This is a genomic window from Actinoplanes sp. NPDC051494 (assembly GCF_044454705.1).
Taxonomy (GTDB): Bacteria; Actinomycetota; Actinomycetes; order Mycobacteriales; family Micromonosporaceae; genus Actinoplanes.
This window is the reverse complement of sequence record NZ_JBITDZ010000009.1, coordinates 142,295-164,956: the sequence shown is the minus strand read 5'-3', so window position 1 is coordinate 164,956 and position 22,662 is coordinate 142,295. Positions and strand designations below refer to the sequence as shown.

Annotated in this window: 21 protein-coding genes; 16 read left to right on the top strand and 5 right to left on the bottom strand. The window is 69.1% G+C overall.

Going from position 1 to position 22,662, the window contains the following annotated elements; translation table 11 throughout:
* The first annotated feature begins 6 nt into the window (after positions 1 to 6).
* From ACIA6A_RS28325 to ACIA6A_RS28280, 10 genes are all read left to right on the top strand, one after another.
* A complete protein-coding gene (locus ACIA6A_RS28325) occupies positions 7 to 780 on the top strand; it encodes an SGNH/GDSL hydrolase family protein (protein ID WP_396100928.1) in 774 nt (257 codons plus the stop codon).
* A gap of 5 nt (positions 781 to 785) precedes the next feature.
* Positions 786 to 1,685: a sulfurtransferase gene (locus ACIA6A_RS28320; protein WP_396100927.1), complete on the top strand. Its 900-nt coding sequence runs from the start codon at positions 786 to 788 to the stop codon at positions 1,683 to 1,685.
* Positions 1,686 to 1,720: 35 nt separating this feature from the next.
* The gene (locus tag ACIA6A_RS28315; protein WP_396100926.1) at positions 1,721 to 2,266 is read left to right on the top strand and encodes a VanZ family protein; all 546 of its coding nucleotides are present in this window, start codon (positions 1,721 to 1,723) and stop codon (positions 2,264 to 2,266) included.
* A 48-nt stretch (positions 2,267 to 2,314) separates the two neighbouring features.
* Complete coding sequence (locus tag ACIA6A_RS28310; RefSeq protein WP_396100925.1) at positions 2,315 to 2,917, top strand: TetR/AcrR family transcriptional regulator; 603 nt, start codon at positions 2,315 to 2,317, stop codon at positions 2,915 to 2,917.
* A gap of 175 nt (positions 2,918 to 3,092) precedes the next feature.
* A complete protein-coding gene (locus tag ACIA6A_RS28305; protein ID WP_396100923.1) occupies positions 3,093 to 4,427 on the top strand; it encodes an acetyl/propionyl/methylcrotonyl-CoA carboxylase subunit alpha in 1,335 nt (444 codons plus the stop codon).
* Positions 4,428 to 4,431: 4 nt separating this feature from the next.
* Positions 4,432 to 5,310, top strand: coding sequence for a hydroxymethylglutaryl-CoA lyase (locus ACIA6A_RS28300; protein WP_396100922.1), 879 nt, complete (start codon positions 4,432 to 4,434; stop codon positions 5,308 to 5,310).
* 384 nt (positions 5,311 to 5,694) lie between these two features.
* Complete coding sequence (locus tag ACIA6A_RS28295) at positions 5,695 to 5,916, top strand: hypothetical protein (protein WP_396100921.1); 222 nt, start codon at positions 5,695 to 5,697, stop codon at positions 5,914 to 5,916.
* Positions 5,917 to 6,408: 492 nt separating this feature from the next.
* Entirely contained in the window at positions 6,409 to 7,932 is a 1,524-nt protein-coding gene (locus ACIA6A_RS28290) for an acyl-CoA carboxylase subunit beta (RefSeq protein ID WP_396101156.1), read from the top strand.
* A 12-nt stretch (positions 7,933 to 7,944) separates the two neighbouring features.
* Entirely contained in the window at positions 7,945 to 9,102 is a 1,158-nt protein-coding gene (locus ACIA6A_RS28285; protein ID WP_396100920.1) for an acyl-CoA dehydrogenase family protein, read from the top strand.
* 127 nt (positions 9,103 to 9,229) lie between these two features.
* Positions 9,230 to 11,659 (top strand): ATP-binding protein, encoded by a 2,430-nt coding sequence (locus tag ACIA6A_RS28280; protein WP_396100919.1) that lies wholly within the window; start codon positions 9,230 to 9,232, stop codon positions 11,657 to 11,659.
* A gap of 354 nt (positions 11,660 to 12,013) precedes the next feature.
* On the opposite strand, the gene ACIA6A_RS28275 is transcribed toward ACIA6A_RS28280, so the two are convergent.
* On the bottom strand, positions 12,014 to 12,511 hold the full coding sequence (locus ACIA6A_RS28275) for a MarR family winged helix-turn-helix transcriptional regulator (protein ID WP_396100918.1): 498 nt from the start codon (positions 12,509 to 12,511) through the stop codon (positions 12,014 to 12,016).
* 93 nt (positions 12,512 to 12,604) lie between these two features.
* Between ACIA6A_RS28275 and ACIA6A_RS28270 the strand changes: the two genes are divergently transcribed.
* From ACIA6A_RS28270 to ACIA6A_RS28260, 3 genes are all read left to right on the top strand, one after another.
* Positions 12,605 to 13,174: a YceI family protein gene (locus tag ACIA6A_RS28270; protein WP_396100917.1), complete on the top strand. Its 570-nt coding sequence runs from the start codon at positions 12,605 to 12,607 to the stop codon at positions 13,172 to 13,174.
* 80 nt (positions 13,175 to 13,254) lie between these two features.
* The gene (locus ACIA6A_RS28265; RefSeq protein WP_396100916.1) at positions 13,255 to 13,728 is read left to right on the top strand and encodes a hypothetical protein; all 474 of its coding nucleotides are present in this window, start codon (positions 13,255 to 13,257) and stop codon (positions 13,726 to 13,728) included.
* Positions 13,729 to 14,826: 1,098 nt separating this feature from the next.
* A complete protein-coding gene (locus tag ACIA6A_RS28260) occupies positions 14,827 to 16,044 on the top strand; it encodes a PASTA domain-containing protein (RefSeq protein ID WP_396100915.1) in 1,218 nt (405 codons plus the stop codon).
* On the opposite strand, the gene ACIA6A_RS28255 is transcribed toward ACIA6A_RS28260, so the two are convergent.
* Positions 16,045 to 16,344, bottom strand: a complete 300-nt coding sequence (locus tag ACIA6A_RS28255; protein ID WP_396100914.1) for a hypothetical protein — start codon at positions 16,342 to 16,344, stop codon at positions 16,045 to 16,047.
* Positions 16,345 to 16,799: 455 nt separating this feature from the next.
* Here ACIA6A_RS28255 and ACIA6A_RS28250 point away from each other — a divergent pair, with 455 nt between their 5' ends.
* The 3 genes from ACIA6A_RS28250 (at position 16,800) to ACIA6A_RS28240 (ending at position 18,774) form a co-directional block, all read left to right on the top strand.
* Complete coding sequence (locus ACIA6A_RS28250; RefSeq protein ID WP_396101155.1) at positions 16,800 to 17,681, top strand: helix-turn-helix domain-containing protein; 882 nt, start codon at positions 16,800 to 16,802, stop codon at positions 17,679 to 17,681.
* Positions 17,645 to 17,869, top strand: a complete 225-nt coding sequence (locus ACIA6A_RS28245; RefSeq protein WP_396100913.1) for a DUF397 domain-containing protein — start codon at positions 17,645 to 17,647, stop codon at positions 17,867 to 17,869. Before ACIA6A_RS28250 ends, ACIA6A_RS28245 begins: the two co-directional genes overlap by 37 nt.
* A gap of 371 nt (positions 17,870 to 18,240) precedes the next feature.
* The gene (locus ACIA6A_RS28240; protein WP_396100912.1) at positions 18,241 to 18,774 is read left to right on the top strand and encodes a hypothetical protein; all 534 of its coding nucleotides are present in this window, start codon (positions 18,241 to 18,243) and stop codon (positions 18,772 to 18,774) included.
* A gap of 6 nt (positions 18,775 to 18,780) precedes the next feature.
* Here ACIA6A_RS28240 and ACIA6A_RS28235 read toward each other — a convergent pair whose 3' ends face one another.
* From ACIA6A_RS28235 to ACIA6A_RS28225, 3 genes are all read right to left on the bottom strand, one after another.
* Complete coding sequence (locus ACIA6A_RS28235) at positions 18,781 to 19,476, bottom strand: hypothetical protein (protein WP_396100910.1); 696 nt, start codon at positions 19,474 to 19,476, stop codon at positions 18,781 to 18,783.
* A 269-nt stretch (positions 19,477 to 19,745) separates the two neighbouring features.
* A complete protein-coding gene (locus tag ACIA6A_RS28230) occupies positions 19,746 to 20,552 on the bottom strand; it encodes a WecB/TagA/CpsF family glycosyltransferase (RefSeq protein ID WP_396100909.1) in 807 nt (268 codons plus the stop codon).
* The gene (locus tag ACIA6A_RS28225) at positions 20,549 to 21,622 is read right to left on the bottom strand and encodes an NAD-dependent epimerase/dehydratase family protein (RefSeq protein WP_396100908.1); all 1,074 of its coding nucleotides are present in this window, start codon (positions 21,620 to 21,622) and stop codon (positions 20,549 to 20,551) included. The genes ACIA6A_RS28230 and ACIA6A_RS28225 overlap by 4 nt, the downstream gene beginning before the upstream one ends.
* Positions 21,623 to 22,662: the final 1,040 nt, after the last annotated feature.

The window sequence follows — 22,662 nt, the reverse complement described above, 5'->3', positions numbered from 1 at the left end:
GGCGCCATGAGCTGGGCGAACTTCATCGCGATGGGGGACAGCTTCACCGAGGGCATGAACGACGCCTATCCGGACGGGACATACCGCGGCTGGGCCGACCTCGTGGCCGCACGTCTGGCGGTGGACTCCGGGCCCGGCTTCGGATACGCGAATCTGGCCGTCCGGGGCAAACTCCTCGACCAGATCATGGCCGAGCAGCTCGAGCCGGTCCTGGCGATGCGGCCCGGCCTGGTCAGCCTCGCCGCGGGCGGGAACGACATCCTGCGGCGCAAGGTCGACCCCCGGACCCTGGTCGACAAGATCGGGTCGGCGGTCGGACGGCTCCGGGAGACCGGTGCTGACGTCATCCTGTTCCGTTTCGCCGACGTGACCGCCCACCTCCCCGGACAGCGCATCATGGCGCCGCGTGCCGCGCTGCTCAACGACGGAGCGGACCGGATCGCGGCAGAACACGGCGCACACGTGATCGACCTGTTCGGCGACGGCACGTTCCACCATCCGGTGATGTGGAGTTCCGACCGGTTGCACATGTCGCCGGCCGGCCATCGCCGTGTCGCTGCTCACGTGCTCAACAAGCTCGGGGTCGGCGTCGAGGAGGACTGGTTGCTGGTGCCGCCGGCTCCCGCTCCCACCCCTTGGCTGCTGGCGCGCAGTGCCGACCTGCGCTGGGCCGGCCAGCACCTCGCCCCCTGGATCCGCCGCCGACTCGCCGGAGCCTCGTCCGGCGATCTCGTCACGGCGAAACGTCCCGAACTCGGCCCGGTCGACGCGCTAGCGTGAGTGCCATGTCCGTTCCGAATGATCCGGCGCCGTCGCTGCAGGCCTACGCCCACCCCGAGAAGCTGGTCACCACCGAGTGGCTGGCCGCCAACCTGGACACCCCGGGGCTGGTTGTCGTCGAGTCCGATGAGGACGTGCTGCTCTACGACACCGGTCACATCGCGGGCGCGGTGAAGGTCGACTGGCACCTCGAGCTCAACGATCAGATCACCCGTGACTACCTCGACCCCGAGCAGTTCGCGGCGCTGTGCCAGGCCAAGGGCATCGGCCGGGACGACACGATCGTGTTCTACGGCGACAACAACAACTGGTGGGCCTCGTACGCGCTCTGGGTCTTCAGTCTTTTCGGACACCGCGATGTCCGCCTGCTGGACGGCGGACGGCAGAAATGGGCGGCTGAAGGCCGCGACCTCACCCGGGACAAAACCTCAAGGGCAGAGGCCGAATACCCTGTTCCGGTACGCGATGACAGCGCCATTCGCGCGTTCCGCGACCAGGTCATGGGGCACATCGCGAGCGGGCTTCCACTGGTCGACGTCCGATCCCCGCAGGAATACACCGGCGAACTGACGCACATGGCGGCGTACCCGCAAGAGGGTGCCCTGCGTGGCGGCCATATCCCGGGCGCGTTGAGCAAGCCGTGGAAGTCTGCGGCGAACGACGACGGCACGTTCAAGTCGGCCGATGAGCTGGCCACGATCTACCGCGACGAGCTGGGCCTGGACACCGGTGACGACATCGTCGCCTACTGCCGGATCGGGGAGCGGTCGAGCCACACGTGGTTCGTGCTGCATCACCTGCTCGGATATCCGCGGGTCCGCAACTACGACGGCTCCTGGACGGAGTGGGGCAACCTGGTCCGCGCGCCCATCGCCCGAGGTTCGGAACCCGGCGGGCTGTCCTGACCCCGACCGGGCACCGCGGCCGGAGGGTGTAAGGAGTGGGAGCCGCCTGGCGGGATCACGGGCTGACGGTCGTCATCGCTGTTCTGCTGCTCCCCGCGGTGAGCGTGGTGGCGTATCGATGGCGCCGGCGGTGGCAGTCACGGCGGTTTGCCGGGGCCGAGGTGGGCCTGGTCGCCGGGTCGCTGCCGTGGGTGGTCATGCTCTTCACGCCGCAGCCCGCCGGCCGGTCCGTCGACCTGATTCCCCTGCACGATGTGCCGTCGTGGTTCTCGGGCGATCCGGGCACCGGCATCGCCCAGGTCGGCGGCAACCTGCTGGTGCTCGCGGCCTTCGGGTTCTTCCTGCCCGTACGGTTCGCCGCGGCTGCCTCGCTGTCGCGGGTTTTCGTGCTGGCTCTCGCGACGTCCACCGGTGTCGAGGTGCTGCAGTGGGTCCTGGCGATCGGGCGGGTCTCGAGCGTCGACGACATCCTGATCAACACCGTGGGGGCGGTCCTGGCCGCCGCATTGTCCCGCCACTGGTGGGCCGCGAGGAGCCCTCGCGTGACACCTGAAGTGGCATTTCCCGGTGGGCGAGACTGACTGAACGGCCGTTCAGGTTCGGACTTGACAGCGGGATAGAGTTGCCGGGTGACGGTAGATCAGCAGCAACGTCCCGGTCCGCCCGCCCCTCGGCGGCGTTCCCGGCGGGACGAGATCCTCGAGATCGCGGTCGGGCTCTTCGCGGCCAAGGGCTATCACGGTGTGTCGATGGACGACATCGGTTCGGCCGCCGGGGTGACCGGCCCGGCGCTCTATCACCACTTCGCCGGCAAAGAGGCCATGCTCGTGGCCGCCCTCATCCCGGTCAGCGAGGGGCTGCTGCACGGTGGCAAGGAACGCGTCAGCAGGCACTCCTCCGACGCCCAGGCCGCGCTGACCGATCTGATCGAGTTCCACGTCGAGTTCGCGCTCGCCAACCCGGCTGTCATCGCCCTGCACCTGCACGAGCTCGACCGGCTTCCGGAGGAGCCCCGCCGGCAGATCCGTCGCCTGCAGCGGCTCTACGTCGAGGAATGGGTCGGCGTGCTGGCCACACTGCGTCCCGAGCTGGAGCCGGCTGAGGCGCGGGTGCTCGCCCATTCGGCGTTCGGCCTGATGAATTCGACGCCGTTCCTCGGTGGCGAGGTCGACCGGCGGCGGCGGGCCGTCCTGCTGCGCGAGGCCACGGTCCACGCCCTGATCGGTCGCTGAGCAGCTCAGCCACCTCGACGTTATCCACAATCCGAGGTTGTCCACAGGCCGGGCCGACACGGATTGCCGGACCGGGCGGCGATTGAGAGGCTGAGCGGGCACTTCCCACCTGACCCCACCGCACGGCTGCCGGCCAACCCGGAGCCCGGCGGCGGGTGCTAGAGAAAGGGCGGAAATGATCGAGTCGCTGCTCATCGCCAACCGGGGCGAGATCGCCCGGCGGATCATCCGGACGGCGAAACGCTTGGGAATCCGGGCGATCGCCGTGTATTCCGAGGCGGATGCCGGGATGCCGTTCGTGGTCGAGGCCGACGAGGCCGTGTGTGTCGGGCCGGCCAGCCCCGCGGAAAGCTATCGCAACGCCGAGGCGATCCTGGCCGCGGCCAAGGCGACCGGCGCTCAGGCCATCCACCCCGGATACGGCTTCCTGAGTGAGAACGCCGACTTCGCTCGCACGGTCGAGGCCAATGGTCTGGTGTGGGTCGGGCCCGGCGCCGATGCGATCGTCGCCATGGGCGACAAGATCAACGCACGTAACCTGATGGCGGCGGCCGGTGTCCCGGTCGCTCCCGGCACCCATGATCCGGCGGAGTCCGTCGAGGCCGCGATCGCGGCAGCCGAGACGATCGGCTATCCGGTGATGGTCAAGGCCGCGGCCGGCGGCGGCGGGATGGGTATGGCCGTCGCGACCGACGAGGCCGGGCTGCGCAAGGAATACGACAAGGTCACGGCGTTCGCGGAGCGCATGTTCGGCGACGGCTCGGTGCTGATCGAGCGCTACTTTCCCCGGGTACGCCACGTCGAGGTGCAGATCCTCGGTCTCGCGGACGGCCGGGTGATCGCGCTCAGCGAGCGGGAGTGCTCGGTGCAGCGCCGCAATCAGAAGTTGGTCGAGGAGGCCCCGAGCCCAGCAGTCAGCCCTGAGCTGCGGGAACGCTTCCTGGCCGCCGCGGTCAAAGCCGGCGAGGCAGTCGGATACCGCAATGCCGGCACCGTCGAGTGCCTGCTCGATCCGGCCACCGGGGAGTTCTTCTTCCTGGAGATGAACACCCGGCTGCAGGTCGAGCACCCGATCACCGAGCTGATCCACGGCACCGACCTGGTCGAGCAGCAGCTGCGCATCGCCTCCGGGCTGGCGCCGAATTTCGACGCCGACCGGCCGACCAGCGGGCACGCGATCGAGCTGCGGATCAACGCCGAGGATCCGAAGCGTTTCCTGCCAGGTCCCGGCAAGGTCGTGACCTGGGTCGAACCCGACGGTGACGGGGTTCGGGTCGACTCCGGCTACGGCCCCGACAGCACGGTCACCCCGTTCTACGACTCGTTGATGGCGAAGCTGATCGTGCTCGGCACCGACCGGGCGGACGCGATCGCCAAGGCGCGGGCCGCGGTGGCCGGGTTCGCGATCGCCGGCCCCAAGAACAACCTGCCGTTCTTCGCTGAACTGCTGGAGAACGACGAGTTCCTGTCGGGCGACTACGACACGGGCATCGTGGCCCGGATGAGGTGATGTGATGGACGCCGTCTCGATCCGCGAGGTCGCCCCCCGCGATGGCCTGCAGAACGAAGAACCGATTCCGGCCGACGACAAGGTGCTGCTCATCGACGCCCTGTCGCGGACGGGGGTCCGGCGGATCGAGGCGGTGTCGTTCGTCCACCCCCGGGCCATCCCGCAGATGGCCGACGCGGACGAGGTGTGGGCGCGGGCCTGGCACAACCCGGAGGTGCGGTATTCCGCGCTGATCCCCAACAAGCGGGGTGCCGAGCGGGCGCTGGCCGCGGGGTTCCGCGAGATCGAGGTCGTCGTGTCGGCCAGCGACACGCACAACCGGCGCAACCTCAACCGATCGACCGCAGAGTCGCTCGACGACATCGGCGTGCTGATCCCCCTGGTCCACGACGCCGGGGCGACGCTCGAGGTGATCGTCGCGACCAGCTTCGGCTGTCCGTTCGAGGGCGACATCGATCCGCTGCGGGTGGCGTCCATCGTGGACCGGGTTCGCGCCGACGGGGCGGACCGCATCGCCTTCGGCGACACGACCGGCATGGCGACGCCGCGGCGGGTCCGGGACCTGCTGTCCGTGGTGCGGCCCGACCTGCTGCACTTCCACAACACGCGGGGCGCCGGGCTGGCCAACGTGCTGACCGGGTACGAGCTCGGGGTGCGCGAGTTCGACTCGAGCGTGGGTGGTATCGGGGGCTGTCCCTACGCACCCGGTGCTTCCGGCAACATCGCCACCGAGGAAGTCGTGCACATGTTGGAAGACATGGGCATCGCGACCGGTGTGGATCTGGAAGCGATGATCGACGTGGCGGCGATGGCGGAGAAAATGCTCGGACGAACACTGCCGTCCGGGGTGTTGCGCGCCGGTCCGCGTACCCGATTGGTCTGACGTCTTTTCGGAAGCGGTGGGACGACATGTGCGCGCGTGACCCTGGCTGAGTCTCTTCGTTACCAATACCGAGCAGCCGATGAATCAGCTGCCGGTCACGAGTCGGCGACGAGGGGCAGGACCACATGACGGGCACGGAAGCCGGACGCGGATCGCGATCGGCACACCGTCCCGCGGGGGCCTGCACCCGTGGCTCCGCGCTCATGCCGCCTTACCGCCAGCGGGGAAACGCCGGTGGGGGCGGCGGCTCGGATCGTGCCCCGATGACCGGCGCAAAATCGCTCCTGTTCCGTGCGGCCATGCATGGGGCCGGGCCGGATGCGGTTCTGAGGCGGTGATCGCCCCCGCACGCCCCATACGGGACGCTATTGCCTGCCGCCTCTCGTGACCGAGGTCGAGGACCGGTATCACCGGACCACGAGGCACAACATCGCTGCATCCATCACCCTCTGTGCTGACGGGCCGGCGCTGATCGGTGCGGAGCAGACCTCGAAGAAGAACCAGGGTGCGCTGACCGTGCCGATGGGTCCCACCGGAAACGGCACCGCGACCGCCGGTGCGTCGACGAACCTCGGCGGTGGCGGGCCGATCGGCGGCGCCAGGTAACAGACCCGGGTCGTGCCGGTCCCGGGCGCGACCCGAGCGGCGCCTTCGGGCGCTGAACGACAGGAGGCAACCGGTGCTCCTCCACAGCACCGGCCTCCATCCGGACGGGGGTCCCCGCAGCCAGCGGGGGCTCCCGTCCGCTGTCTCGCCATTTGGACCTGTGCAGCCACGTGCAATTGCGCTAACCTAACGATCGTTCAGGGTCGAACGAGCGGCGAGGGGGGCCACGTGGCTTTCGACGTGGAAGCGTTGCCAGCCGGAGAAGCGCGGCCCGGTGGAGAAGCGTCGCCCGCCCGGGAAGCGCAGGCCGCGGAAGCGCAGGTCGCGGAAGCGCGGGCCGCGGAAGCGCAGACGGCGGAAGCGCAGACGGCGGAAGCGCAGACGGCGGAAGTGCGGACCATCCTGGCGGGCGAAGAGCTGGCGGGCGAGGAGTTGGCGGGCGAAGAGCTGGTGGGCGAGGAGTTGGCGGGCGAAGAGCTGGTGGGCGAGGAGTTGACAGCCGGGGAAGCTCTGGCGCAGGCGCGCAAGCGGGCGGTTGCCGGGGGTGCGGAGAAATACCATGCCGCGAACGCCGCCAAGGGCAAGCTTTTCGCCCGGGAACGCCTGAGCCTGCTGCTCGACGAGGGCACGTTCGTCGAGGACGGGCTCTATGCCAACAGTTTGGCCGACGGGCTCCCCGCGGACGGCGTGATCACCGGAACCGCTCGGATCGACGGGCGCGACGTCTGCGTGATGGCCAATGATTCGACCGTGAAGGCGGGATCGTGGGGCGCCCGTACGGTGGAGAAGATCATCCGCATCATCGAGCGCGCGTATTCGGTTGGCGTACCCATGGTGTATCTGGTTGATTCTGCCGGCGCTCGCATCACCGACCAGATCGACCTTTTCCCGGGCCGGCGGGGTGCCGGCAAGATCTTCCACACGCAGGTGCGCGCTTCCGGCTCTATTCCCCAGGTCTGCGCGCTGTTCGGGCCGTCCGCCGCGGGCGGCGCCTACATCCCGGCTTTCTGCGACGTCGTGGCGATGGTCGAGGGCAACGCGAGTATGTATCTCGGTTCCGACCGTATGGTCGAGATGGTCACCGGGGAACGCACGACACTCGAGGCGATGGGCGGCGCGCGGGTGCACTGCGCCGAGTCCGGGGTGGGGCATTTCCTCTGCAAGACCGAGCAGGATGCGCTCGACGTCGTACGTAATTATCTTTCCTATCTGCCTGCCAATTACACGCAGCAGCCACCCGCCGTCGCTCCGGTTGATGCCCCCACAGTGGATCTTTCCGCGCTGGTGCCGGTGAGTGAGCGCCAGGCGTTCGATATGCGGCGCTACATCAAGGGGATCGTCGACGAGGGGTCGTTCTTCGAGATCCAGGCGTTGTGGGCCAGGGAGCTGACCATCGGATTCGCCCGTCTCGGCGGCCGGGTCACCGGGGTGATCGGCAACAACTCGATGTTCAAGGGCGGCGTGCTCTTCGTCGACTCGGCGGACAAGGCGAGCCGGTTCGTGCAGCTCTGTGACGCGTTCAATGTGCCGCTTCTTTTCCTTTCCGACGTGCCCGGTTTCATGGTCGGCTCGGCGGTCGAGAAACAGGGCATCATCCGGCACGGCGCCAAGATGATCAGCGCGATCTCGGAGGCCACGGTGCCGAAGATCTGCGTGGTAGTCCGCAAGGCCTACGGCGCCGGGCTGTACGCGATGGCCGGCCCCGGGTTCGATCCCGACGCGACGCTCGCGCTGCCCACCGCCAAGATCGCGGTGATGGGGGCGGAAGCGGCGGTCAACGCGGTGTACGCGAACAAGATCGCGGCGTTGCCCGAGGGGGAGCGCGAAGATTTCGTCGCCGAGCGCCGTGCGGAGTACGAGCGGGACATCGATGTGATGCGCCTGGCGAGTGAGCTCGTCATCGACGCCATCGTCGAGCCTGCTGACCTGCGTCGAGAGCTGATCCGGCGCTTCTCCGCCGCCGCCGGGAAAGACCGTTCGTTCTCCCGTCGCCGTCACGGCGTCACTCCGGTCTAGAGAGGACCTGTCATGGTCGACTTCCGGTTGAGCGAGGAGCAGGAGGCGCTGCGCCAGAGCGTGCAGGAGTTCGCCCGCGAGCAGGTCGCGCCGGTCATCGCCGAGCACTACGAGCGGAAGACCTTCCCGTACGACCTGGTCCGCCAGATGGGCAAGATGGGCCTTTTCGGTCTCCCGTTCGTGGAGGAACACGGCGGCATGGGCGGCGACTACTTCACGCTGTGCCTGGCGCTCGAGGAGCTGGCCCGGATCGACAGCAGCGTCGCGATCACGCTGGAAGCGGCGGTCTCGCTGGGTGCGATGCCGATCTACCGCTTCGGTACGCCCGAACAGAAGGAACAGTGGCTGCCCAGACTGACGAGCGGTGAGGCACTGGCCGCTTTCGGGCTGACCGAGCCGGGGGCCGGTTCGGACGCGGGCGGGACGACCACCCGCGCGGTGCTCGACGAGTCCACCGGCGAATGGGTCATCAACGGGTCCAAGGCGTTCATCACGAACTCCGGCACCGACATCACGTGCCTGGTCTCGGTGATGGCGGTGACCGGCACGCTGCCCGACGGCCGCAAGGAGCTGTCGACGATCATCGTGCCGTCCGGGACGCCCGGCTTCACCGTCGCGCCCGGGTACTCCAAGGTCGGCTGGTGCGCGTCGGACACCCATGAGCTGGCGTTCGACGACGTACGGGTGCCGGCGGCCAACCTGCTCGGGCAGCGTGGCCGGGGATACGCCCAGTTCCTGCGCATCCTCGACGAGGGCCGGATCGCGATCGCCGCCCTCGCCACGGGCCTGGCCCAGGGTTGCGTCGACGAGTCCGTCAAGTACGCCCGCGACCGGCAGGCGTTTGGTAGCCCGATCGGCTCGTACCAGGCGATTCAGTTCATGATCGCGGACATGGAGATGCGCGCGTACGTGGCTCGGATGTCCTATTACGACGCCGCCGCCCGCCTGCTCGAAGGAGGCGACTTCAAGCATCAGGCCGCTCTCGCGAAGCTGTACGCGAGTGAGGCCGCGATGGACAACGCCCGGTACGCGACGCAGGTGCACGGTGGCTACGGCTTCATGAACGAGTCGGCGGTCGGGCGTTTCTACCGCGACGCCAAGATCCTCGAGATCGGCGAGGGCACCTCAGAGGTGCAGCGGATGATCATCGCTCGGGGCCTGGGTCTCTGACGGTCATCAGGAGATCTTGGACGTGCGGGCAGCTTTGGCGGCAAATCCGGCGGAGATTGCGTCGGTTAGTCGACAAACCGCGTTCTGAGGTCGGCATTCATCGACGTGTCTGCCTAGGTTCAAGAGCATGACGTCCGATCACGGGACGGACCAGGACGGTCCGGGATTCGACGCCGTGCTGCGCAGCTACCGGCTGCGGGCGAAGCTGACCCAGGAGGAGCTCGCGTCCCGCGCCGCGGTCGGCGTCCGCACGGTCCGGGATCTCGAACGGGGCCGTGCCTCGCGTCCGCAGCGCACCACCGCGGAGCTGCTCGCCGCCGCCCTCGGCCTGTCCGGGGCGGACCGCCTGGCCTTCCTCGCCGCGGCCCGCGGTCAGCCCTCCAGCTCACCGTCGACCCCGCGCTTCATCCGGCTGCCCCCGGCCGGTGACCTGATCGGCCGCGACGGCGAGGTGACCGAGCTCGTCACCCGGCTGTCCCAGCCGATGGCGGAGGGCCCGCGCGGGATCACCCTGGTCGGCCTGGCCGGGGTCGGCAAGACCAGCCTGGCTCTGACGGTCGCCCACCGGGTCGCCGGAGCGCACCCCGGTGGTGTCGCCGGCATCGTCGTCACCGACGGTTCCACCGCCGGCGAGGTGCTCGGCGGTGTCGCCGCGGTGTTCGGCGTCGGCCGCCCCGACGACCTGTCCCCGCGGTTTGCCGGCCGGGCCGCCCTGCTGCTCATCGACGCCGTGGAACGAGCGCCCGAAGCCATCGCCGAGGCGCTCGGTCACCTGCTCGTCCAGCACCCCACCCTGCGCTTCCTCGCCACCGGTCGGCACCCGGTCGGCCTGCCCACAGAACGCGTCTGGCCGGTCGCCCCACTGATCGCCCCGCCCGCGGCGGCCGGCCCCACCCTCGCCGACGTCGCCGGATACCCCGCGGTCGCGCTCTTCCTCGACCGCCTCACCAAGGTGCGCGGTGCCCCTGTCGAACCCGAGGAGGTCGCACCGCTCGCGGCGCTGGTCCGCCGCCTCGGCGGCCTGCCCATCGCCCTCGAGCTGGCCGCGGCCCGCGGGCGGGTGCTCACCGTCGAAGAGATGCTCGACAGGTACGGCGACCGCGTGCTCGACCTCTCCGGCCGCCCGGCGGACGGGGGAGTGGTGTCCGTACGCGACGCGGTGGCGGCCAGCTACCGCTTGCTCTCAGCCGAGGAGCAGAGCGCCCTGCACCGCCTCGCCACCTTCCGTAACCGCTGGTCACTGGACCTTGCCGAGCAGATCGTCGACGGCCGCCCGGCCACCGACGTGGTGCACCTGCTCGACCGCTTCCTCGAACTCGGCCTGCTCAGTGCCCGCGGTGCCCGGGCCTTCCGCTTCCGGCTGCTCGACGTGGTCGGTGACTACGCCCTCGAACAGGCCGCGGCCCAGGGAGACCTGCACGCCGCCCTGCAACGGCACGCCGAGGTGCTGGCCGGACTGGCCCTCAGCATCGTCCCCGAGCTGAAAGGCACCCGGCTCGCGGAGGCCGCGGCCCGCCTCGACGACGTGGCGGGCGACCTGGGCGCCGCCCTCGGCTGGGCGGCCCGGGAGAACCCGCACACCGCCCTGCGCATCGCCGCCTGCCTGCCCCGCTGGTGGCGCTTCCGGGGCCGGGACGTGACCGGCCGGCAATGGCTGCGCAGGTTGCTGGCCGACCCTCGAACGGCCGACGCGGATCCCGCCGTACGGGCCTGGGCCAAGGTGGGGCTCGCCCAGCTCGCCCTCGAACACGGCTCCGGTGCCGAGGAGATCGGCTCGGCCGAGGCCGCCCTCGCTGATTTCCGGGACCTGGGCGACATCGGCGGCCAGCTCACCGCCCACACCCAGCTCGCCGCCCTGTGGATGACCACCCGCGTCTTCGAGCGAGCCCGGTTCCACGGCGAAGCGGCTCTCGACCTGGCCCGGAGCAGCGGCCGCGTCCGGGACACGGCGGTGGCGGAGAACAACCTGACCTGGCACGAGATCCGCCGCGGGGACCTGGCCGAGGCCCGCGCCCGGCTGGCCGAGGTGGACCGGCTGGCCACCCGCTGCGGCGAGCACCGGCTCCGGGCGGTCGCGGCAGCCAACCTCGCCGAGGTCGAACGCCTCGACGGCCACCTCGACGAAGCCGCCCGGCTCGGCCGCCACGCCATCAGCGAACTGGAGGACGTCGGTGACCCTGGCCACCGCCGGCGGGTCCTTGCGACCATCGGTCAGGCCCTCGCCGAGGCGGGCCGGCTCACCGAGGCGGCGGCGGTGCTCGACGACCTCCGGCCCCAGGACTCGACCACACCCCCGGACGGCCCGGCGGCGGTTGTCGAGGGAGCCTTGGCCCTGCACCGCGGCGAACACAAACGAGCGGCGGAGAGTTACGCGGCCGCGGCGGTGGCATACGAGCACGGCCACGACCCGCGAGATGTGGCGCAGGCGCTGATCGGCCAGGTCAGAAGCACGGTGGACGAGGACGATCGGGAGCGGGTCCGGCAACGGCTGACAGCGATCTGCCGCGCGGGCGGAATCGAGCTGCTGCCCCGCGAACGCAGCCAGATCGGTGAGTGATGGGGCACTGCGGCGTGGACGACCGGCGCTTTACGTGCCCCCCACAACGCCGGTCGTCGCAACGCCCCAGTAAAACGCGGCGAGAACGATGGCTCCCCCGATTGCCCCGCCCCGGCCTCGGCCGCGCCGCGTCCCCCTGCGGAGATCACACTATCCGGCTCGGGCGGGCGATATGTGTGGATAGGCTGGTTTCGGCATCGACATCCGGCGGTTCTGCCGGTAGTTCTGCCGGTTAATCACCCGACCGTGTGAGGCCACGTTCACCACGTGATGACGGCTCGTCACTCGGTGTGGACATGAGGAGTTGGCGGCTTGCGTTCACGTCCTTATGTCGCCGTGTCGTCCGGCCCGGAGTCAGCTCGCCTGGGCGAGGGGCTCGCCGCTGCCGGCGGTGGCGCACGGGTTGACCGCGTCGCGGATGTGACGCAGGGATTCCATCATCTGGTCGAGCTGGCCCGGGGTCAGCTGGCCGATGAACCACTGCTGCATCAGGTCCAGGTGGCCGGGGAGAACCTCGCCGAGTCGCTGGATGCCGTCCTCGGTGATCACCGCGTACGAACTCCGGCGATCGCTGGGGCAGGCTTCCCGGCGGATCAGCCCCTCCTTGTCCATCCGGTCGACGACCCGGGTCACTCCGCTGGTGGACAGCGAGGTCTGGCTGGCCAGGTCGGTCATCCGCAGTCTGTCCTGCGGCGAGCGGGCCAGCCGCAGGAGCACCTCGAACTCGACCGAGGAGAGTCTGTGCTGCTCGAACTGGGCAGCGAAGCGGTTGGTGAGACCGGTGTAGGCCTCGGAGAACAAGCCGAACGCGGTGAACCGGGGGTCGTCGAAGTCAGGTGCCACGTCACCCATGCTAACAGCGTTCCCTTGACACAGGGAATGTTGCTTGGCATATTGTTGCTCCGTCAGACAACTACTGGCTCTGCCCCAGAGAGGAACACCGTCATGACTGACACCATCCGCGAGTTCGAGGGTCTGCAGTTCCCGGCCGCCGGCACCTACGAGCTCGACGGTGCCCACAAGCGTGTCGGCTTCATCGCGCGGCACCTCATGGTCAGCAAGGTCCGCGGCCAGTTCGCCGAGGCCACCGCGACCATCACCGTCGGCGAGGACCCGCTGCAGTCGTCCGTGGTCGCCTCGATCACGACCGCCAGCGTCGAGACCGGCCAGGTCGACCGCGACAACCACCTGCGCACCGGCGACTTCTTCGAGGCGGAGAAGTACCCGACGATCACGTTCCGCAGCACCGGCATCAAGTCTCACTCGGGCGCCGAATTCGTGCTCGACGGTGAGCTCACCATCAAGGACGTCACCAAGCCGGTCGAGCTGGTGGTGGAATTCGAGGGTGCGACCGTCAGCCCGTACGGACAGTCGGTTTTCGGCTTCAGCGCGACCACCGAGATCGACCGCGAGGCCTGGGGCCTGACCTGGAACGTCGCGCTCGAGAGCGGTGGCGTCATGATCGGCAAGAAGATCAAGATCGAGATCGAGGGCGAAGCTATCCGCCAGGCCTGATTCTCGGCTGATCCACCAAGAACACCGCCCATTGTGGGCGGTGTTTTTGCATATGTGGCGCTTGCTGCGATCAGTCGGTTGTGTCGTTTGCCGGGGTTTCCGGCGAGGAAGCCTTCTTGGCCGGTGCGGTCTTCCTGGGCGTGGCTTTCCTGGCGGGTGTGGCCTTTGGGGCAGAAGTGCTGGATGCCTCTTTTGTCGCCGCGGAGGTGGGTGCGGCCTTCGCAGCCTTTCTTGCAGCTGAAGCAGCCGGGGCCTTCCGTACGCCTGCCGACACGCCTTCGCCAGCCGTGCCCTCGCCGACCGCACCCTCGCCGGATGCGGACGAGCCGGATGCGGACGAGCCGGGCGTGGGCGAGCCGGGCGTGGGCGAGCCGGGCGTGGGCGAGCCGGACCTGAGCGAGTCAGGCGTGGGCGAGCCGGACCTGAGCGAATCAGGCGTGGGCGAGCCTGCGTTGCCGGATCCGGGCTGGCTGACGTCGGGCGTCGGCGTCCCAGGGCCGGTGTTTCCGGAAATCATGCTGCCCGAGATGGTGGGGTTTGTGCCGGCGGGGTGAGAAGCCTGCCGGGGAGCGGACGGCCGAGCTGCGGACGGCCGAGCTGCGGACGGCCGAGCTGCGGACGGCCCGGTGGCCGACCGGCCCGCGGACGAGCTGGCAGCGAGACGATCCGAGGACGAGCCGCCGGCGGAGGACGGCCTCGCCGTAGAAGACCCAGCGGCGGACGGCCTGGCAGCAGCACGCCCGGCCGTGGACGAGCTTGCGGCAGACGAGCTTGCGGCGGACGAGCTGGGCGAGGGCGGCGTCGGCCCGGACGGTCCAGCCGTGGGTGGCTGTGTGTCGGGGAGGGCCGCGGCGGATGAACGGCCAGCGGATCGGCCGGATGGCGGGCTGGTGGGTGCGTCGGCCGGGGGCGTGTTGATTTTGGCCACGGTCGGGATGGCTGGTGGAGCGGCGACCGTTGAGCGGCGTTGCTTCGGGGTGTTGCTCTCTGGCTGGGGCTGGGGCTGGGGCTGGGGCGGGGGCGCCGGGGCGGTGGCCCGGCCGGTAGCGATCGCGCCGGTGTTCTTGGCGGTGGATTTTGCCCAGAAGGGCTTGCGGCGGGAGGGCTGCGCCGCTGCCCGGGCTGCTCGCCGGACCGCTGCCTGCCGGCTGATCGACACCGTCAGCGCAGATCCGGCCAGGCCGGCGAGGATGGCGTACGGAGCCGTGAGGTACGCCGACTCCAGGGGGCCCATGGCCTCGTCGAGCTGGGGTGCGAGCACGGAGAACGCCAGGGCGACCAGGAGTGGGCCCACGGCTCCGGATGACGCCGTACCCAGGCCGAAGTTGCCCCGGCGGGCGGCCGGGCCGGCGCCTAGCACGCCGATGGTGAACGCGGCCAGCATAGTGAGCAGGGTGCTGGGCCAGTAGATGGTGCCGACCAGGCCGCCCTCGGCCGGTGCGGCGAACTGCCAGCTGCCCAGGTACGTGGCTGAGGGGCGGTGCCAGAACACGTCGAGGGCCACCGCGGCCGCGGCCAGGGTCCAGAGCCAGGTGGCGGTGGCTATGAGGTTGGCTGCCACCGGCCGGGAGACGATGGCCCAGTAGGCGATCACCAGGCCCAGGGCGACGCCGATCGCTGCGTACCCTCCGGCGATTGTCTGGGGTGAGAATGTGCCGGTCCGGACCGCGACCCGGGCGGGGAGCGCGATCAGCGCGATCGTCAGCAGCGCGCCGATCGCGGCGGAGATCGCCAGGGTGACGCGCCAGAGTCCGCCGGTGGTGCGGCCCATGCGGCCCGCTGTCACCGCGCCGAACACCGTCGCGCTCGCGGCGATCCAGGTGGCCCAGCCGAGGCTGCCCAACCAGATGCTGTTGTCGGCGGCCGGGGTCGTGGGCCAGACCACCACGCCGAGACCGTATCCCAGTCCCAGCTGGGCGGCGCCCGTCCCGGCAGCCACCACTGCGGCGGCTGCCACCTGCGTTGTCCAGCCCTTCTCGGCCATGCGGGGCACTGTAGCGGTAGGTGACGATGCCTGCGAATCGATGAGCGAAGCTTCAAGATTGGCTAAGTTGATTTCTTGGAGTCGGTTCCGGGAGGAGGGTGCGGCTATGTCGGACGAGACCGGCGAGTTCTTCCCGTTCCGTGACGAGAGTGAGGAGGACGGCGCAAATCAGCCGAACGGGCGTACCCGGAAGCAGGATGATGCGACACGAATCATTCCTCCGGCGGCGCCCGCGGATGCCACAACTGTCTACCGGTCGGTCCACAACGACGATGCGACGTCGGTCTGGGGCGAGGAAGAAAACATCTGGGCGGGCCGCGCCGGCGTGCGTGCCCCCCGGCCGGGTGACGATTCCATCCGTACGGACTGGGAGCCCGAACCGTCCGGAAAATGGTGGACGCCCATTCTGGTCGGCATCCTGGCGATGGTTCTGCTCGGGTTGCTGGGCTGGGGCGTCTATCTGATCGTGCAGTCCACAAAAGACGAGAACGGGGATTCGCCGCTGCCCGTGGTGAGTGCGGCGATAACGCCCTCACCTGTGCAAACGCCGTCCGTGGAGGCGTCGGTGAGCGTTGCGCCGGCCACGACCGAGCCGTCCAGCGCGCCGGTGAGTTCGCCGAGTGACATCGCGATCCCGGCGTTGCGCGGGTTGTCGCTGGACGAGGCCCGGACGGCACTGAACCGTAAGGGGCTCAATTACCGGCTGCGGTATGTGGCGAGCACGGACGCGCCGCCGGACACGGTGATCGGCAGTGATCCGATCGAGGGGCAGCAGGTGCCCGGGGACACGATCATCAACCTGATCATCGCGTCGACGCCGACCGCGGCCACGACGGCGCCGAGCAGCATCGCCCCGACGCCGTCGGTCGTGTACGACGAGGACTGATCAGCGGTTGGCGCGCAGCGCACGGGCCGGGAGCGTGCCCGGGTTCAACCCCGGCTGACGACCGTTGCGGGCGCGCGGATCCGGTGCTTTTCCGACCTGTCGCAGGCCGCCGACCTGCACAAAGATGGAGCGGCGCTCGACCGCGTCACCGGTCGAGTTGAGCTCGTAGCCGTCCAGCCAGATCCAGCCTTCGTACGTCGGCCAGTCGTGGACGCGGATGACCCGGAAAAGCATCGGCGAAGAGAATTGGACGCTCGCCGCCTTCGTCACATGGATGACATCGCCGGACCGAGGAAGCACGTCATCTCCTGTTCCTGAACGCAGTCTGGTGGCAAACACCGATTTGCCGCACGGTGAACACAGATGTTCCAGTGTGCCCGGCTCGTACGTGTTGGCAAGGTTGTGATGGTGCCAATCATCACAACGGTGCCGTAACGACGCGAGACGGCCCCGTCCGGACCCCGGGACTTACTGGAGTCCACGTAGGACAATGGTGGGAGCGGGGCACCCTCGATCGGTGTCGATTCGCTGGCGGCCCGCCGGGACCGATGCTGTCACCGGAAAGTGCGGTGACGAGCGCCATACCCGAAAGATTGCACCACGCCTGCAATCGATGCAAGTTGCATGTCAGCCGTCCGTGACGAAGTGATCACTGTCGACGCTTGAAGGATCAAGAGATCAACAGAGAGACTGGAACCGACAAACGCCGTACGGCGGAGCATCTTGCCGGTTCCGTCCGCCCCTCGGAGGTGAGTGTGAACCCGCGCCGTAGCCCGACCATCCGCCGCCGCCGGCTCGGCGCCGAGCTCCGTCGATACCGCGACGGTGCCGGCGTGACGATCGATGTCGTGGCCGACCGTCTCGGCTGTTCACCGTCCAAGGTGTCCAGGATCGAGACCGGCCACACCAGTGCGACCCCGCGCGACGTCAAGGACATGTTGGACATCTACGGCGTGGATGGCGCGGTATCCGATGAATTGGTGCAAATTGCCCGGGAGGCCCGGCAAAAAGGCTGGTGGCACCCATTCAGCACGGTTCTCACCGGGGCATATGTGGGACTCGAGGCCGCGGCGCGGTCCGTCCGGTCGTACGAGCAGCAGGTGGTTCCCGGACTTTTGCAGACCGACAAGTACGCAATTGCGATGATTCGGGCCGCCCGGGTGGGTGACGCCGACCAAAAAATCGAGCAGCGGGTACGAGTCCGAATGGCGCGCCAGGCGTTATTGATTCAGGACGATCCGATCGATCTTTGGGTGGTACTCGATGAGGCGGTGCTGAGTCGGCCGGTCGGCGGCGACGAGGTCATGCGGGAGCAGTTGCACCGCCTGGCCGAGATGGCTGAACTGCCGAACGTCACTCTCCAGATCCTGCCGTTCGCGGCGGGGGCACACGCCGGCATGGATGGCACGTTCGCGGTCCTCGACTTCCCGGATGCCGAGGACCCGGATGTGGTGTTCGTGGAGAACGCAACCGGTGGTCTCTTTCTGGAGAAAGCCGATGAACTGCACAAGTACAACTTGATCTTCGATGCCATCCGATCGTCGGCCCTCCCCCCGGAGGAGTCCAGGAACATGATCGCAATGCTGGCAGAGGAGCCATTGTGGAAGTCGAAACCAAGGGTTTCCGGATCGATCTGAGCCGTGCACAGTGGTTCAAGAGTGTTCGTAGTGGTCCGAACTGTGACAACTGCGTTGAAGTGGCGTTCGTCGACGAGGCGATCGCGGTACGTGACTCGAAGAACCCGACCGGTCCGGCGCTGATCTTCACCGCGGACGAGTGGGACGCCTTCGTGGGAGGCGCCAAGGACGGCGAGTTCGATCGGTAACCCGGCCCTGGGTTGCGAGCCGGCCCCGCACGGCCGGTTGCTGAACTGAAACGCCGGCCCCGCACGGCCGGTTGGTGACACCGCCGATCACGCTCCGGGAAGCGCCGATCGGCGCATCCGCTCACCTGCTCGCTTGGCCTCACCTGCTCAGGGGCCGGGCGGGCGGTGACGGTCATATGCGTATTTTGCCGGATTTGTACCGTCGCCCTCCGCGACGAGCCTCGTTGAACGCCTTAAGTGCGGGCCGGACCGCGCTGACGTCCCGCCGTCGCCCGTACGGCTGACCGTCTTCCTCGCATGGCGGTGCGGGCAGGGCCACTCGTGACGGTGCGGGGCAGAGCCAACTAACCAGCGAGGCAAGGCGAGAACACATGACGATCGGTTCCGACAACCTCAGCAATGGATCCCCGTCCGCACAGGATCGGTTCAGCGGGGGCGTCAGCGCGTACCGGCAGAACCGGCGCGACGCGGCGATGGCGGTGGAGAACGGTGACGGCGAGCTGGTTTCCCGCGGCGGCGGACCCGGCCTGTCCTCGTCCGGCCTGCCGACCCGTACCCCGATCGAGGCGTCCGGTCCGCTGGACCGACCGACCCTGGACCGTTCCCACCTGGATCGCCCGGCCCTGGATCGCCCGGCCCTGGAACGATCGGGGAAGGCGCCCTCGCTGGACATGCAGGGCCTGACCGAGCCGGTCTTCCCGTCCGGCGGCTGGATCGACGCGACCTCCACGCCGACCCCGATCCCGGCGCCGTCGATGGCCGACCACCCGCTGCTGCGCGGGCTCCTGCAGGAACTCCCCGCGCGCGGGACGATGCCGGCCTCCGACTGGCTGGACCGCTGGTTCGAGGCGGCCCGGTCGATCCTCGAACTTCTCTACGTGCAGGAAGCCAAGCACGGTAAGTAGCCGATCTCAGGCCGCGAGGTCGACCGCTTTCACCCCGGTGGTGCGGTTGACCTCAGCGGCGGCGGCGCGGGGTGTCTCCTCGGGAAGCGGCTTGTAACGCTCGGTGCGCAATGCGATCGGCGCCGGCACCTGCCGTCCCCAGCCGAGCGGCGCGAGAACCGCCAGGTTCAACCGGCTGTGCCGGATCGCATGCCGCAGCACCAGGGCCACGACGGCGATGCCGACCATGCTGATCGCGATGCCCGAGACGTTGGTGCCGGGCAACTTCACAAGATCAGCCGCGATGGGTACGCCGACAAGTGCCGCCAAGCCGGTCACCTGAAGAGGCACCGCGACCCAGGGATGGGCGGCCGCGGCGCGCAGGGCCGGCGGGGCGGGTGCGTGCGGAGCGGCGGCGAACACATCGGCGCCACGGCGGATCCTCATGAGGCGCCGGCCGGTCACGAGCAGCACCAGCAGCGCCGGCACGGCCGGGAACATCGCGGCGGTGGGTGCGTCCGACTCGCCCGGCAGCAACCCGGTCAGGACCGGCACGGCGATGAACACCGCGGCGCCGGCACCGACCACCGTGGACAGCGCCCGGGCGCGGCGCCGGAGCTCCCGCGCCGTACGGGCGACCGGAAGCGAATCGGCGAGCAGTCCGGCGGCGAGCCAGACCGCGGCGAGGGCGCCGATCAGAACAAGGTCTGTGGTGGTGTTCACATCGACAGACTTCACCAGTCGCGCAACCCGCAAAACCGGGAAACCACCGGATTGCCGACCCGTAGGGGTCATGGAAGAACGCTGAGTGATCTGCTTACTGCGGTACGCGTTCAGCACTGGGGGTGAAATGGACAATGCACCCTGTTGCGATTGTGATGTGTGTCCTACTGTCGGGTCCCGGACGCCGGACCCTGCGGCGCCGAACGGCTCGACCTGGGGAGGTCGGCCGGGATCCCCTCAACGAACACGAAGGGGTCCCGGCACCGGTCTCACACCGAGTAGCTGGCGACCGTGTCGGATGTCGGAGCCGGCGGATTCGCCTTCCAGAGCCCCATCCGCTGCGCGGTCAGGCGCGCCACGTAGTTCGGGTTCAGCAGGATGTAACGCTTCCACAGGCGCTTGGGCTCCAGGAAGAGGCGCCACAGCCACTCGAGGGCGTACTTCTGCATCCACGCGGGCGGGTTCCGCAACAAGCCGGCGTGATAGTCGAACGCCGCCCCGACCGCGAGCAGCGGCATGTCCAGCAACGGGCGCATCGCGTACGCCCAGACCTCCTGGCGCGGGCACCCCAGCCCGACCAGCACGATGCGCGCACCCGACGACTTGATCCGATCGGCGATCTCGGCATCCTCGCCCGGGTGGTTGACCCGGAACTTGGAAGCCTCGACACCCGCGAGCTTCAGCGCCGGGAACATCCGCTCCAGCGCCGGGACCAGCTTGTCGAGAACCGGCTGCGTCGATCCGTACAGATAGACCGGCAGGCCCTCCGCCGCGGCCTGGCGCAGCACCCGCAGGGTGAGCTCGGGGCCGTAGACCCGGTCGGTCAGGCCGGCGTGGTGCAGCACGTTGAGCGCCCCACGCACCGGCTGGCCGTCCGGCGTCACCAGATCGAACGAATTGAGCCGGGCGTTGTGCGCCTTGTCCTGCACCCCGGTCATCACACCGTGCACCGCGAGCGCGGTCACGGCATAGTGCCGGCGCTCCCGGGCCGCGTCGATGATCTTCGCGGTGGCAGCCTCGTAATCGACGGCGTCCACCAGGACACCGAGCACGTTCTTCTTACCGAGATCGATCACGGCTGGGCCACCCACTTGTCGACGTTGGCGTCGTGGATCTCCTGCAGGATCATCGGCACGTCGTAGACCTGCTTCCACTCCGGGTAGTCGGCCTGGAACGCGGCCATCGACCCGATCCACCACTGGTGGTCGCCGATCCGGTTGTCATCCACATACTCGGTGATCATCTCAGTGCCACTGATCTTGCCGGCGATCGCGAACGCCTCGAGGTTCGAGCAGTTCGAGTGCCGGCCACCACCGAGGTTGTACACCTTCGCCGAACCCGGGTTCCGGAAGAAAGCCTCGAACGCGCTCAGCACATCATGGCTGTGGATGGCGTCGCGGACCTGCTTGCCCTTGTAGCCGAAGATCCGGTACGTCCGGCGTTCCATGTTGGCGCGCATCACGTACCCCAGGAAGCCGTGCAGCTCGGTCGCGGAGTGAGCCGGCCCGGTGAGCGTGCCACCCCGGAAGATCGCGGTCTTCATCCCGAAATAGCGGCCGTACTCCTGAGCCATCACATCAGCGGCGACCTTGGAAGCACCGAACACCGAGTGCAGCGTCTGGTCGATCGACATGTCCTCGGTGATGCCCTCGTAGTAGGCATGCGAGGAGTCGAGCTCCCACCGGGTCTCCTGCTCGATCAGCGGAAGCCGGTTCGGCGTGTCGCCATACACCTTGTTGGTGGAACAGTGCAGGAACGGAGCCTCGATGCAGTGCTCCCGGGTGTTCTGCAGCATCGTCAGCGTGCCACCGGCGTTCACGTCGAAGTCGGTGAACGGATCCCGGACAGCCCAGTCGTGTGACGGCTGGGCCGCAGTGTGGATGACCACGGCGATGTCCTTGCCGTACCGCCGGAAAATCTTGGCGACGGCGTCCCGGTCGCGGATGTCCACGCCATGGTGCTCGTAGCGGTCACCGAGCTCGCTGCTCAGCTGCCGGACATTCCACGCGGTGGAGGCCTCCGCCCCGAAGAACTCCTGCCGCATGTCATTGTCGATCCCGACCACGTCGAGTCCCAGCCCGGCAAAGTGCCGGACAGCCTCCGACCCGATGAGACCACCTGATCCAGTTACCAGAGCAACGGCCACGAGTGAACTCTCCAAAGGCCTTGGGGGCGGAAAACAGTCGAGAGCATAACGCCCCGGCGCTCACCTTCCGTCCTCGAACCCACAGCCCGGCGCCGCTGCCTCATCCCCCACGTTCACCCGGAAGAGCCCAGGCGGCCACCGACCCGACACCCAGGACGCGCCCGGCCAACCACCGATCACGAACTGTGACCAAACCGAGCATCAGCGGCCCGACGAAAACCCCCCACCCGCCCGGATGACCCCGGCCGATGGCAACAGTCCTGGGCTGGGCTGGGCTGGGCTGGGCTGGGCTGGGCTGGGCTGGGCTGGGCTGGGCTGGGCTGGGCCGGGCCGGGCCGGGCCGGGCTGGGTCGGGCCGGGCCGGGCTGGGTCGGGTCGGGTCGGGTCCGTCAGGGCGGGGAGCTGGGATCAGGTGGAGCCGGGTCAGGAACGAGGCCGTATCGGGTTCGGCAGGTCGGCAGGTCGGGTGGGCGCCAGGTTGGGCGGGTTGGGCGGGTCGGGCAGGGCGGGCGGGTCGGGCAGGTCGGGCAGGGCGGGCAGGGCGGGCAGGTCGGGTGGGCGGGCTGGCAGGGCTGTATCGGATGGGCTGGTCGGGCAGAGCCAGGCGGGGTCGGGGTTGTAAGGACGGTCGGCGGGTGAGGCCAGGTGGTGGGCAGGGGATCGGCGACACGCAGGACCACGGCAGGTAGCGCTCGTGGCTCAGGTCGGCGGTGGCCGGTGGGCAATCCACGTTGTGAAATGGACCGGGTGGCGGGCCGAGTCTGGTGTTAGCCGGGCCGGGCCGGGCCGGGTGGCGGCGGGCCGGGCCGGGCAGCGGTGGCGGGCCGGGTGGCGGCGGGCCGGGCCGGGCAGCGGTGGCGGGCCGGGCAGCGGTGGCGGGCCGGGTGGCGGTGGCGGGCCGGGTGGCGGCAGGGGCCGGGTCGGGTTGCGGGTTGGACCGGGTGGCGGGCTGGACCACAGGGCTGGGGGCGGCTACATGGCCGGTGGGCCCACAAACACGGTGGGACAAGCTTGGGGGTGGGCATAGCCCGGTGCATGGG

What these genes read in the sequence shown, in the direction of transcription:
- ACIA6A_RS28325 (WP_396100928.1), top strand. Translation starts at nt 7, where the DNA reads ATGAGCTGGGCGAACTTCATCGCGATGGGGGACAGCTTCACCGAGGGC.
- ACIA6A_RS28320 (WP_396100927.1), top strand. Translation starts at nt 786, where the DNA reads ATGTCCGTTCCGAATGATCCGGCGCCGTCGCTGCAGGCCTACGCCCAC.
- ACIA6A_RS28305 (WP_396100923.1), top strand. Translation starts at nt 3,093, where the DNA reads ATGATCGAGTCGCTGCTCATCGCCAACCGGGGCGAGATCGCCCGGCGG.
- ACIA6A_RS28300 (WP_396100922.1), top strand. Translation starts at nt 4,432, where the DNA reads ATGGACGCCGTCTCGATCCGCGAGGTCGCCCCCCGCGATGGCCTGCAG.
- ACIA6A_RS28285 (WP_396100920.1), top strand. Translation starts at nt 7,945, where the DNA reads ATGGTCGACTTCCGGTTGAGCGAGGAGCAGGAGGCGCTGCGCCAGAGC.
- ACIA6A_RS28280 (WP_396100919.1), top strand. Translation starts at nt 9,230, where the DNA reads ATGACGTCCGATCACGGGACGGACCAGGACGGTCCGGGATTCGACGCC.
- ACIA6A_RS28275 (WP_396100918.1), bottom strand. Translation starts at nt 12,511, where the DNA reads ATGGGTGACGTGGCACCTGACTTCGACGACCCCCGGTTCACCGCGTTC.
- ACIA6A_RS28270 (WP_396100917.1), top strand. Translation starts at nt 12,605, where the DNA reads ATGACTGACACCATCCGCGAGTTCGAGGGTCTGCAGTTCCCGGCCGCC.
- ACIA6A_RS28240 (WP_396100912.1), top strand. Translation starts at nt 18,241, where the DNA reads ATGACGATCGGTTCCGACAACCTCAGCAATGGATCCCCGTCCGCACAG.